The 11641-nt window shown below is 30.4% G+C and carries 10 protein-coding genes; 3 read left to right on the top strand and 7 right to left on the bottom strand.

Going from position 1 to position 11641, the window contains the following annotated elements; translation table 11 throughout:
* Positions 1-44: 44 nt before the first annotated feature.
* The 4 genes from ACKTTC_RS02950 to ACKTTC_RS02965 are packed head-to-tail and all read right to left on the bottom strand — an operon-like array spanning position 45 to position 4501.
* On the bottom strand, positions 45-761 hold the full coding sequence (locus tag ACKTTC_RS02950) for a DUF6733 family protein (RefSeq protein WP_408038112.1): 717 nt from the start codon (positions 759-761) through the stop codon (positions 45-47).
* A 12-nt stretch (positions 762-773) separates the two neighbouring features.
* Positions 774-1532: an enoyl-CoA hydratase-related protein gene (locus ACKTTC_RS02955; protein ID WP_408038113.1), complete on the bottom strand. Its 759-nt coding sequence runs from the start codon at positions 1530-1532 to the stop codon at positions 774-776.
* Between the two features lie 21 nt (positions 1533-1553).
* Positions 1554-2867, bottom strand: coding sequence for a hypothetical protein (locus ACKTTC_RS02960; RefSeq protein ID WP_408038114.1), 1314 nt, complete (start codon positions 2865-2867; stop codon positions 1554-1556).
* 5 nt (positions 2868-2872) lie between these two features.
* The gene (locus ACKTTC_RS02965; protein ID WP_408038115.1) at positions 2873-4501 is read right to left on the bottom strand and encodes an AMP-binding protein; all 1629 of its coding nucleotides are present in this window, start codon (positions 4499-4501) and stop codon (positions 2873-2875) included.
* Between the two features lie 166 nt (positions 4502-4667).
* Here ACKTTC_RS02965 and ACKTTC_RS02970 point away from each other — a divergent pair, with 166 nt between their 5' ends.
* Entirely contained in the window at positions 4668-5393 is a 726-nt protein-coding gene (locus ACKTTC_RS02970; RefSeq protein ID WP_408038116.1) for a response regulator, read from the top strand.
* Complete coding sequence (locus tag ACKTTC_RS02975; protein ID WP_408038117.1) at positions 5368-6864, top strand: sensor histidine kinase; 1497 nt, start codon at positions 5368-5370, stop codon at positions 6862-6864. The genes ACKTTC_RS02970 and ACKTTC_RS02975 overlap by 26 nt, the downstream gene beginning before the upstream one ends.
* 134 nt (positions 6865-6998) lie before the next feature.
* Here ACKTTC_RS02975 and ACKTTC_RS02980 read toward each other — a convergent pair whose 3' ends face one another.
* Genes ACKTTC_RS02980 through porX form a run of 3 tightly spaced genes read right to left on the bottom strand, consistent with a single transcriptional unit; the run spans position 6999 to position 10176 of the window.
* The gene (locus tag ACKTTC_RS02980; protein WP_408038118.1) at positions 6999-8195 is read right to left on the bottom strand and encodes an alanine dehydrogenase; all 1197 of its coding nucleotides are present in this window, start codon (positions 8193-8195) and stop codon (positions 6999-7001) included.
* Complete coding sequence (gene tsaE / locus ACKTTC_RS02985) at positions 8195-8608, bottom strand: tRNA (adenosine(37)-N6)-threonylcarbamoyltransferase complex ATPase subunit type 1 TsaE (RefSeq protein WP_408038119.1); 414 nt, start codon at positions 8606-8608, stop codon at positions 8195-8197. Before tsaE ends, ACKTTC_RS02980 begins: the two co-directional genes overlap by 1 nt.
* Positions 8609-8628: 20 nt before the next feature.
* Positions 8629-10176, bottom strand: coding sequence for a T9SS response regulator signal transducer PorX (gene porX, locus ACKTTC_RS02990; RefSeq protein ID WP_408038120.1), 1548 nt, complete (start codon positions 10174-10176; stop codon positions 8629-8631).
* A gap of 211 nt (positions 10177-10387) precedes the next feature.
* On the opposite strand from porX, the gene ACKTTC_RS02995 reads away from it, so the two are divergent.
* The gene (locus ACKTTC_RS02995; RefSeq protein ID WP_408038121.1) at positions 10388-11617 is read left to right on the top strand and encodes an HD domain-containing protein; all 1230 of its coding nucleotides are present in this window, start codon (positions 10388-10390) and stop codon (positions 11615-11617) included.
* Positions 11618-11641 lie beyond the last annotated feature (24 nt).

Genomic DNA, 11641 nt, shown 5'->3' on the forward strand with positions numbered 1-11641 from the left:
CTAAAAGTTGTCTGTTTTAGTAAAATCCCCCAAGTTAAAAGGTATTAAAGTGGTATAAATGCTTGAATTTTGTAAAATTCATCGGCATTTAAATTGTCGTTAGATATATTTGGGCCAGCAGCAAATCGGAACCAAATGCCATTGTTTAAAGTAGCTTTTACATAACCACCCAAGAACTGATACAATGTTTTTGTATCTCCAGTATCTACTCTTGTTTGTCCTAAATGCTCATAAAAGGCACCAAAAGAGAAGTGTTTACTAACTTTATATCCAGGGATTACCCAGTTAAGCATTAAATCTTGTGAAGCTCCTTCACCACGTAAACTCATATAATAAGCATGGTATGTTTCAAACTCAAACTTTCCAGAATTATATACAGCAAATAAACTAGGAATAAAACTTTCGGCAATTTTAGTACCAGCAGTATTAGACAATAATTTTCCGTGACCAAACCCGATACTTGGATTTACATATAGTTTTCCGTTTTTAGAAGCAAAACCTAAACCAATACCTGTTTCTAAGAATAAATCTTTTCCTTGATTTCCAAAAGATGGATTTACCCAAAAAACACTATAAAAAGTAAGCTTTGTTCTTGGTTTCAAATCATAAGACCCTAGAAATACATTATTAAAACCTGCACCGCTATTATGAATTGGCATAATTGCAAATGTAGTTTTGGTTTCTTTTTCTTTTTTTTCTTGCGCTGTTATTGTAAAAACAGACACGATTGATACTATAATTATTAAAATTGATTTTTTCATGATTGTTGTTCTTTAATTAAATTTTGGGATTCTTTTTTCTAAGAAAGCACTCATACCTTCTACTTGATTTTCGGTATGAAATAATGAGTGAAATACTTTACGTTCAAACACAATTCCATCTTTTAAACTACTTTCTAAAGCTTGATTAATGGTTTCTTTTGTTGCTTTTAAAGCTGTTTTAGAATAAGTGGTAAGCAATTGCGCTTTCTCTAGTACTTGATCCATAAAATTTGGACCTGTAAGAACTTTTGATACAAGTCCTATTTTTTCAGCTTCTAAAGCAGGTACATTTCTACCTGTTAGAATGATTTCCATGGCCTTAGATTTACCAACTAGTTTGGTTAATCGTTGTGTACCACCAATACCGGGAATCACTCCTAATTTTATTTCTGGTTGCCCAAAAACAGCATTTTCAGAAGCATAAATAATATCACAAAGCATTGCAAGCTCACACCCACCACCAAAAGCATAGCCATTAACCGCTGCAATAATAGGTGTCTTTATTCTTGAGAAAATTTCCCAGTAACTGAAATAGTCTTCATGAAACATTTCTGAGAAATCTTTTTGAATCATTTCTTTAATGTCTGCGCCTGCACAGAAAGCTTTTTCATTTCCTGTGATAATGAAACACCCTACAGAAGGTTGTTTGTCATATTCTTGTAATCCAGAAATTAGTTCATGCATGATGTCTGAATTCAAGGCGTTTAAGTGTTTGGGACGATTCAACTTGGCAATAACCGTCCTATCTATTTTTTCAAATAGTACATTCATAATTGATAAGTTTTAAGATTATTAAGAATCCCAGATAGCTCCATAGGCAGGAATTCCTCTAGCTTCCATACCATGTACTACTTTTTGAGTTAAACTCTGATTAGAAATACAGATAATTGCTTCAGCATTGAAGTCTTTGTAGGCTTTATAAGCAAGTCTAACCAAATCAGGTTTTCCTTTTTCATCTGTATTCCATATAATAGCATTAGGTTGCACATTTTTAATCTCATTAATAAGATCTGTACCATATGTTTTTTCCGGAGATCGAGTAGACCATACCAAAACTGAAGGTGTTTCGTTTAGTAATAAATGAGGTAGGCAAGGACCTATTCCGCTTCCTGTAGCTACCCATATTACTTTGTTGAATAGTTTATCTACATTACCAACACCAGCAGTTGGAATTCCTTTTACCCATATTTTTTCGGGTTTTTCAGAGATGAATTTGCCTGTCCAATCACCAGCTCTAGAAATAGTTAATCTAAAGCCTGTTTTTTGAGGAGAAGGAACATTTGCAAAAGAATGCCATTCTAATAATGGATTTCTACTTAATGCTGTAGAAGAACCTGCAAATGGTGTAACACCATAATCAAAAGAAGTTAATGCTACATGATTAGATGGACTAACAATATCAATAGCTACTTTCTTCAGACGTAACCAAGGTAAAACAACACTTACAGTAAGTGTGATTAAAATCCAGAAATCTAGCTTTTCCCATACAGGTATTATTGGATATTCTATAGCAACAAATAAAAACATTTGTATCCAGAATAAGATTAATACAGTCCAACCACCAATTCTGTGCGTAAATTCAAAATGATTATGATAACGAGATCGAACTTGTGGCATAGCCATGATTACTATAATTACTAATAAGGATAGAATAACTGTTGTTATTATCATGATTATAGTATTAATATCATGAGTTCCGTTAGCAGCGCTAGTATAAATAGCCCAAACAAAAACAATATACCAAAGTGTTCCCATGGTTGCACTTGAACTATGCAATCCTCCAAAATGATAAATTTTGGCACAAATTCGCCTTATAAATAGAGGCCAACTTTTGGGAGCACTAGTAGCTACTTTAAAGAGAATATTAATAATATACTGTTGTCGTATAAGAATAGCTAATGCAAAATTGATTAAAATGACTCTCGATATTTTATCGATAGCAATATGAGTTGGATCAAACCAATTCCATGCATATAAACCTTTGAAAAATATATAAAGATTTACTACAGTTACGAGTATAAATAATCGTTGGTAAGGTATAAAGAATGGATGTTTACCTATTCTATATAACAAACTCTTTTTTGGAGGTAAAATGATATTTTCCATAAGAATTACTTTGTGTATAAGTCTCTTAATTTTCTTTTATCTATTTTACCTCTAGAGGTCTTCGGAAGCTCTTCTAAGAATTTAAAATCGCTTGGCATATAGTAATATGGAAGTTGTTCCTCAATCGATTTTTTAATTTTATCTAGAAGGTTTTCAGTTTCTTTTTTAGATAGGCTAATAAAAGAAACTAAGTAGTTTTTATGCTTTAGAGTTACAGCTCTTTTTACTTCGTCAAAACTTTCTATAATTTTACTAATAGCATCTAATTCTACTCTAAATCCTTTAATTTTAACTTGATCGTCAATTCTCCCATAATGTAGTAGCTCTCCATTTTCTGTCCATTTTCCAAGGTCTCCAGTATTAAACATTTTCCCTTTGGTTTTTAAGAAAATATCATCAGCATATCGTTTCTCGTTAAGAGTTTTATTGTTTATGTAACCTTTAGTAACGCAATGTCCACCAGCCCACATTATACCAACTTCTCCTATTTTAGAAGGTTTTTTGTCTTCATTTAATACATATACAGTATTATTAGGAGTAGGCTTTCCAATGGTAAGTTCTGCACTGTTTGGAATGCATTTTTTCATGGTGTTTACAATAGTAGTTTCTGTAGGTCCACAACAATTGTAGAAATCACATTTCTTAGCCCAAGTATTAGCAAGAATTACGGGGCATGGTTCACCAGCAACAGCAACAGCTTTAACGTTTTTACATTTATTAACGTCTATAGTTGTTAATATAGTTGGTGTAGCAATAATGACATGAGCTTTTTGGGCGGTTTCTTCAATGTCTTTTCCTCTAATCAATAAAGTTCCACCATTACCTAAACAACCCAGAATTTCCCATGCAGCCATATCAAAAGAGATATTTAAAATTTGCGCTACTTTTGTGCCTGTGGTAATACCAAGATTTCCTGGTTCGTTATAAAGAATATTACAAAGATTTTTATGAGTTACTTGTACGCCATTTGGAGTTCCAGTGGTACCAGAAGTAAAAAGAATAAAACAAGTTTGATTTTCATTATCGTTAACATGATTTATTAATTTAATATTTCCATATAAGTTCTTGTAGATGCTTTTCTGAAGTTCTTCATCTATAAAAATGGTATTTTCAGTATTGAAAAAAGGAAATTTGTCTTTGTATGTAGCTAATGAAAGTATGATTTTTGCACTACTTAATTCTGAAATTTCCTCTAACATTGGTGTTGGAGTAATTCTTGGATCTTGAGGGACGTAAATAGCTCGCAACTTTAGAGTTGCAATAATACCAATTAACATTTCAATAGATCTGTTTACATACAAACCAATACTATCTCCAGCTTTTATTCCTTTTTGTTTTAGAATAAGGGCTAGTATGGTTGCTTCGTCATCTAATTGTTTATACGTTATAGAATTACCTTCGTGTACCGCTGCAACACTATTAGGTGTTTTGGTAACCCAAGATTCAAATGCATGAATAATGTTTTTGTATGGGGGTGATAACTTCGGGGTAATCCCATATTGTATAAACAAATCTTGATCTTCAGAGCTTAAATTGTTTATAGCAAAGACATTTACTTGGTCTTTTAAAGAAAAAAAAGCTTCACTAGAATCGCCTAGATAGTTTGAACTATCGTCTAAAATTGATTTTTTCATGATTTATTTAATTATGGTTTTATACTAAAATTGATAGAACTGCAGTTTCAATTTTATGGTGTAAAGAACTTTTTAAAGTATCACAGAAGTATCACAGAAAAATCATTTATATGTAACATTTTATTTTTTTTAAATTAGCAGCAACCTCGATAAAATCTACCCTTCCATGAAAAACATTTTAATTATTGATGATGATGAACTAATTGCTAACCTTTTAAAGACTACTATTGTAAATAGTGGTTTTGATGCAACTCTGGCCTTTGATGGGGCTGAAGGACTTCGATTAGCAATGGAAAATGATTACGCATTAATCATTTTAGATATTACACTTCCAGAGCTTAATGGAATTGAAGTTTGTAAAAAAATACGAGCAGAAAAACAGACACCAATTATAATGCTTACTGGTAAAACTAGTGAGTTGGATAAGGTGTTAAGTTTAGAATTAGGCGCGGATGATTATGTAACAAAACCTTTTGGTGTTAGAGAATTGATGGCACGTGTTCAAGCAGTATTAAGAAGATGTGAGCGTCAAACAGAAATTGTAAAAAACAAAACATTATTATTTGAAGATTTGTCTATAGATATCGACAAGCGAACCGTTTTGTTAAATAATAGTAAGATAAGTTTATCGCCAAAAGAATTTGAATTGTTAATATTGCTAGCTTCTAATCCGGGGAAAGTTTATAGTAGGATTGCATTATTACAAATAATATGGGGATATAATTTTAAAGGATATTCTCACACAGTAAATTCGCATATAAACAGATTAAGGAGTAAAGTAGAATCAGATATGACCAATCCAAAATATATACTCACAGAGTGGGGGATTGGTTATAAATTTAATGAAGAACTAACCCCTTGTTTAAATGAACAAGTATCAATCTTTGTCTAATAAATTTATAGCAAAACTAAGTATTTCTTTTTTAGTTATTATTTTAACTATAGGTATTGTTTATATAGTAGTAACTTTTTTTTTATTAGATAAATTTTATAGTGAAACAACACAACGACTAAACGCAAATGTTGCTAGTCATTTAATTGAAGAAAAATTTCAAACAGTTTCTCCTTTTTTAGATGATGGTGCTGTAAATAAAGAGTTTTTTGACGATTTAATGCATGATATGATGGCTGTAAACAGAGCTATTGAAGTGTATTTGTTAGATGAAAAAGGAATGGTTTTACATTCTATAGTATTAGATCATACTAATAAGAATAAACCGCTTACAAAGGTGGATTTAGCACCTATTAAAAAGTTTATAGCGAATAATAATTTGTATGTATTGGGAGATGATCCTAAGGATATTAATTGTAAAAAAATATTTTCAGCAGCACCTTTTGAGAGCAAGGGTAAAAAAGGATTTATTTATGTGCTTTTGGCTAGTAAGAGCTTTGATCAGGTTTGGAGTAGTTTGTTTAAAGGATATTTTTCTAGACTAACTTTTATTACACTTATTATAACAATGATATTAGCAATGGGAATTGGTTGGTTAAGTATTGTTATAATTTCAAAAAGTTTACTAACTATTATATTGTATGTAAATCAGTTTAAAGAAGGGAATTTAGATTCTAGAATTCCAAATGCGAACGAATCTAATTTATCTATTTTGGCTACCACTTTTAATGAAATGGCTGATACCATAGCAGCGAATATCGAAGAAATTTATTCTGTAAACAGGTTTAAAAAAGAGCTTATAGCTAATGTTTCTCATGATTTAAGAACACCTTTAACTGTAATACGCGGTTATGCTGAAACCTTAAAAATGAATGAAGATATAATCACGGAACAAAATAAAAAAGAGTTCTTAAAAATTATAGAACAAAGTACATTATCACTTTCTAATTTAGTGAATCACTTATTTGATTATTCTAACCTAGATGCAAAAGAAATAAAGCCTAAAAGAATCGTTTTTAATATAACAGAACTGATATCAACTATTATTAAAAGATATACAATTATCACAAAAGAAAAAGGTATTCGTTTGATTTCTATTGAGGAAAGCCCTGTATTTGTATATGCTGATAAAATTTTAATTGAAAGAGTATTACAAAACATTTTAGATAATGCGTTGAAGTTTACTCCTACAGGTGGGGAAATTTCATTTAAGGTTGAAAAAAAGAAAGAAAAAACTTTTATAAGCATAAAAGACACAGGGCCAGGTATAGATGAAGAAGAAAAAAAGCATATTTTTAAACGATACACTACATCATCTACTCCAGAAGAAAAAATGAATATAGGCCTTGGATTGGCTATTGTAAAAAAAATAATGGATTTACACGAAACAGACATTTCTATATACTGTGAAGGTAAGAACAAAGGCTGTATATTCGAATTTTATTTGCCAAGCGTGCATAATAATTGGTAAATGATGTTATTTGTTTAGCTATATATAAGTTATAGTGTTTTTTGAGAGTCTTTATATCCCAATTCTATAGCTTTTTTATAACTTAACTTCCTAATTGTATTGTAATAGTTACAGCAACTATAAAGAGTAGTTTTCTAAAGAATTAATAAGTTAATATCTCTAAAAGGTAAATCAAACCAATCTGCTACTGTTTTATTAGTTAGCACTCCATGATAAAAATACATCCCATTGCGTAAACTTTTATCAAAGCGTGCTGCATTTTCAAAACCACCTTCTTCAGCGATATTTAAAAGATACGGAGTTAAAATATTACTAATAGAAACAGATGCTGTTCTAGAATATCGTGAAGGAATATTAGGAACACAATAATGAATTACATCATATTTCCTGAAGGTAGGTTTACTATGAGTTGTTATTTTAGAAGTTTCAAAACAGCCACCTCTGTCAATACATACATCAACAATAACAGCACCATCTTTCATTTTCTCAATCATATTTTCAGTAACAATAATTGGAGAACGATCAATTCCTCTAATAGCACCAATAGCAACATCGCATCGCATTAATGCTTTTAAAAGTGATTTTGGTTGAACTGTAGAAGTGTAAATAGGTCCTGGTACGGCTTCTTGTAAACGACGTAATTTTGTAATTGAATTATCAAATACTTTTATTCTAGCACCTAAACCAATAGCTGCTTTTGCTGCAGTTTTTCCTACTGTTCCTGCGCCTAGAATAACTACGTCAGTAGGAGGTACGCCACTAATATTTCCCATTAATAATCCATTACCCCCATTAGCTGTTGTCATTAATTCAGCAGCAATATGCATTGCAGAAATACCTGCTATTTCACTCAATGATTTTAAGATAGGAAAAACACCATCTTCATCTTTTATATAATCAAAAGCAATGGCCGTAATTCTTTTTTTAGCTAAGGCTTCAAAATATTTTTTATTCTGTGTTTTTAGTTGTAGTGCAGAAATAAGAAATGTTTGAGGGTTCATCAATTGAATTTCTTCTAATGATGGTGGTTCTACTTTTACAATTAAATTACAAGTAAAAACTTCCTTTATGTCATAGGAAATTTTTGCACCCGCATCTGAATATTCTTTATCGGAATAATTAGCACCTTCACCAGCAGTTGTTTCAACCACAACTCTATGTCCATGAGCTACTAAAGCGGCCACAGCATCTGGAGTAAGACTAATTCGTTTTTCTTCGAAATGTGTTTCTTTTGGTAAACCAATAAATAATTCGCCTTTTTGTCTTTTAATTTCGAGTGTTTCTGGCTGCGGTAGCAGTTGTTCTTTAGTAAAAGGAGAGAGTGAACTCATTAATTTTTAGTCAATTGAATGTTTCTTAGATTATTTGGAGTTAATGTTATGTTAACGTTAACAGCATTTAAAGGTAGTAAATTTTTAACTTTCTCCGGCCATTCAATCAAACACAAGTTGTCACTATAAAAGTAATCTTCAATTCCCATATCCAAAGCCTCTTCTTCACTATTAATTCTATAGAAGTCAAAATGGTATACTGTTGCTCCATCTTTGGTTACATATTCATTCACAAGTGAAAAAGTAGGAGAACTCGTAGTGTCTTCAACACCTAAAGTCTTACATATTTCTTTAATAAGAGTTGTTTTCCCAACTCCCATCATTCCATTAAATAATAAAATATTAGATGTATTCGTATCGATTACTTCCTTAGCGATTTCTGCAATTTCATCTAAAGAATAATTTTTATTCATAAAATGAGTACTTAAAAATATTACTTAGTATTATATACAGCGCAAGGTATGATAATTTCCTCTAATGAAATTCCTCCGTGCTGATATGTATTTCTATAATATTTAACAAAGTGATTGTAATTATTAGGATATGCAAAAAACAAATCTTCTTTTGCAAAAATGAATGGACTATTAATTGTTACACTAGGAAGAAAAATATCTTTAGGGTTTTTAACAGCATATACATCTTTATCTTCATAAGAAAGACTTCTACCTGTTTTATACCTTAAGTTTGCGCTAATATTTTTATCTCCAATAACTTTTGTAGGGTTCTTACAATTAATAGTACCATGATCGGTTGTTATAATTAATTTTTGACCTAATGCTTTTGCTTTTTGAATAATAGAAAGTAAAGGAGAGTTGGTAAACCAACTTGCAGTTAAAGACCTATAGGCTTTATCGTCTCCAACAAGCTCTTTAATAACTTCCATTTCTGTTTTTGCATGCGATAGCATATCTACAAAGTTATAAACTACAACAGTTAAATCATTTTGTTTGTTACTATTATAATTTTCCTCTAAATCTTTTCCATTTTTAAGAGAAGTAATCTTATAATATTGATGTTTAATATCTAGATTTAAACGCTTGATTTGTTCAGATAAAAATTCAGCTTCATATAAATTTTTACCACCTTCATCGGTGTCATTTTTCCAATATTCAGGATGTCTTTTTTCCATTTCTGAAGGCATTAACCCAGAAAACATTGCATTTCGCGCATATTGTGTTGCTGTTGGAAGTATACTGAAATAAGAATACTCAGCTTCTTTTTTATAAAAATCATTAATGTATGGTTCTAATACACGAAATTGATCGTATCTCAAATTATCAATAATTACCCATAAAACACCTTGATCATTACTTAAATTCGGAACAACATAATCTTTGAATAATGTATGAGACATGGTAGGTTTATCATCACCTGTTAACCAATCTTGGTAATTATTCTTAATGAACTTGAAAAAATGAGTATTAGCTTCAGATTTCTGACTTTCTAGAATCTCAAGCATTCCAGAATCATTAATGTTTTCTAATTCTAGCTCCCAATGCACAAGTCTTTTGTACAATTCTACCCATTCTTCATATGTATTTACCATAGACAAATCCATAGAAATTTTTCTAAATTCTTGTTGGTAATTATGAGTAGTTTTTTCAGAAACCAAACGAGAATGGTCTAAGTTTTTCTTTAAACTTAATAAAATCTGATTTGGATTTACAGGCTTTATTAAATAATCAGCTATTTTAGAACCAATAGCTTCTTCCATTATAAACTCTTCTTCGCTTTTAGTAATCATTACTACAGGAAGGTTTGGCTTTTGTTGTTTAATTTGAGAAAGCGTTTCTAAACCAGAAATTCCAGGCATGTTTTCATCTAAAAAAACAATGTCAAAACTTTTATCACTCACTAAATCAACAGCATCAGCACCGTTTGTACAAGTATCAATGCTATAATTTTTTTGCTCTAAAAAAAGAATGTGAGGTTTTAATAAATCAATTTCATCATCTACCCAAAGAATGTCTATATTTCTCATAAAATTATTTTAATAAAAAGTCAAACGAATGAAAATAACTTTTAGTGCTATGTAGTTATAAAAATAGGAGAATTATAACAGAAACTCTTAATTTTTGAAGGGATATTTTAACAATAAATATGCAACTGCATAATTATAAGGAAATTGATAGAAACGAATTCATATTTTTAGCTACATTTGTTAGCAATTGATCTTCCTAAAAGAAATTAATTTGACAAATAAAAAAACGAACAAACTAAAAATATTAAATGATCCTATTTACGGATTAATCTCAATTCCCAATTCCTTAATTTTTGATATTATAGAACATCGCTATTTTCAAAGACTCCGAAGAGTCTCGCAAATGGGATTGACAAACTTAGTATATCCAGGAGCTAATCATACGCGATTTCATCATGCTATTGGTTGTATGCACTTAATGCAGAAAGCAATTCAAGTATTGAAAACTAAAAATGTTTCAATTTCAGAGAAAGAAGCTACAGCGTTATGTATTGCTATTTTATTGCATGATATTGGGCACGGTGCATTCTCGCATGCTTTGGAATATAGCATTGTAAATGGAATAACTCATGAGGAGATTTCATTAATCTTTATGAAAAAACTGAATGAGGAATTTGATGGTGAATTAGATTTAGCCATTGATATTTTTGAAGGGAATTATGAACGAAAATTCTTTCATCAATTAATATCGAGTCAATTAGATATTGATCGTTTAGACTATTTAAAAAGAGATAGCTTTTATACAGGAGTTGCAGAAGGTAATATTTCTTCAGACCGATTAATTGCAATGATGAATGTAAAAAATGATGAATTGGTTATTGAGCAAAAAGGAATTTATTCTGTGGAAAAATTCTTAATTGCACGAAGATTAATGTATTGGCAAGTATATCTGCATAAAACATCGTTATCGGCCGAAACATTATTAGTTAAGGTATTACAAAGAGCAAAAGAGTTGTCTAAAGAAGGAATTATATTACCCGCAAGTGAACCATTAAGCTATTTCTTACAAAATGTTATTACTCAAGAAAACTTTAAAGAAGAAGCTTTAGAGATATTTTCAAGATTAGATGATTATGATGTTTTAACGGCTATAAAACAATGGGTTTTTCATGAAGATATAGTCCTTTCTAAATTGTCTGAAATGATAATTAATAGACATTTATTTAAAATAGAAATTCAAGATAAAGCATTTTCTGCTAAAAATAGAGAGAAGCTCAAAGGTAAACTGCAGGAACAATTAAAAATACCAACAGAGTTTTTGAGTTATTTTATCTTCTTCGATACGGTGTCTAACCAGACATATGATGTAACAAAACCAATTAAGATTCAAACAAAAAAGGGTAAAATAAAAGATATTATTAAAATGTCAGATCATCTCAATTTAAAGAGCTTATCTAAACCAGTTACAAAGTATTTTTGTTGTTACCCTAAGAATTTCTAATAGTATTCAGTTATCTAGATAACC

This window comes from Tenacibaculum amylolyticum (genome assembly GCF_964511145.1).
Taxonomy (GTDB): domain Bacteria; phylum Bacteroidota; class Bacteroidia; order Flavobacteriales; family Flavobacteriaceae; genus Polaribacter; species Polaribacter amylolyticum.